Source organism: Shewanella sp., from assembly GCF_051658185.1.
Classification (GTDB): domain Bacteria; phylum Pseudomonadota; class Gammaproteobacteria; order Enterobacterales; family Shewanellaceae; genus Shewanella.
The window spans coordinates 1-1,166 of record NZ_JBOFMC010000173.1; the positions used below are offsets into that span (position 1 = coordinate 1).

1 protein-coding gene and 1 rRNA gene are annotated in these 1,166 nt (G+C 45.2%); both read right to left on the reverse strand.

All coding sequences use genetic code 11. The features are described 5' to 3' along the window. A 16S ribosomal RNA gene (locus ACRCZA_RS07140) occupies positions 1-94 on the reverse strand; the annotation flags it as partial. A 615-nt stretch (positions 95-709) separates the two neighbouring features. Then, on the reverse strand, positions 710-1,166 hold a 457-nt coding region (gene gmhB, locus ACRCZA_RS07145), incomplete at its 5' end, for a D-glycero-beta-D-manno-heptose 1,7-bisphosphate 7-phosphatase (RefSeq protein ID WP_438673763.1).

Consider the following 1,166-nt stretch of genomic DNA (forward strand, 5'->3'; position numbering starts at 1 on the left):
CTCAGGAGTAAACTCCCTTGTGCTGCCGCTCGACTTGCATGTGTTAGGCCTGCCGCCAGCGTTCAATCTGAGCCATGATCAAACTCTTCAATTAAAGTTTTGGTGAAACCCGAAGGTTTCGGCTCAATGAATTCTGATTTTTTGTTCCCACGCTTCCTATAAAGGAATGCAGAAACAAACTGTACATATTGCTATGAACACTCTTCATCATTGATTTAATTCTTTGATTACTCGCCAAACGGCAAAGTAATTTCGATTAACTCAACACCTGTGAGTGTCCACACAGATTTGCTTGATAAATTGTTAAAGAGCAAAGTTAACCGCGTACTTCACGATTAACCGTTGACCCCGCTGGGTCAGTGGTTGCGCATTATAGGGATGTCAGGATTTACTGCAACCCCTTTTTGTCATCAATTCGCATAAACCGCGCCAACTGCTTACATCTTGCGCAATCAGGCTAATTAAACAGCTAATTCACGGTTTAGATGGCCATGGGTTAAGGATCTTGGCGCTTTTCTGTCATTCAGTACGGTAACGTCTGCTGAGATGTTATAAGTGCCAAACCGATGGCTGCGGCTGACGGTGCCAGCCTGCAACGACTTTAATCAATCACTGCTATGTCATTCATCACGGTTATATTCGTGGCCGAACTTTAGTTAACCCAAAAACTCGCTTATGTGAACGCAGTTAACCCTGTCGTCACGCTAGGCTATAGACTTTTTAGGTAATCAGGAACTGCTGCAATACTCCCGAGCACCACCGACGCATCGGTTGTCACGCCGATTTCTTTACCGGTACGGACTAAAATGCGCGTAGGCACTCCAGCAGCCTTGGCTGCTTGCATATCTTCGGCTTTATCGCCAACCATGACTGACTGGGATAAATCAATTTTCAAAAATTTTGCCGCGTCGTTAAGCATGCCAGGTTTAGGCTTGCGGCAATCACAATCGACTTTATAGTCACCCACGCCTTTTTCGGGATGGTGTGGGCAGTAATAGATCCCATCAAGCTCGACGCCTTTATCGGCAAAATTCCAATCCATCCATTCCGTTAAACTATGAAATTGCTCTTCACTGTATAGACCTCGAGCAATACCCGATTGATTGGTCACCACCACCAGCTTATAACCCATTTGCTTGAGTGCAATACAGGCATCAAATACTCCT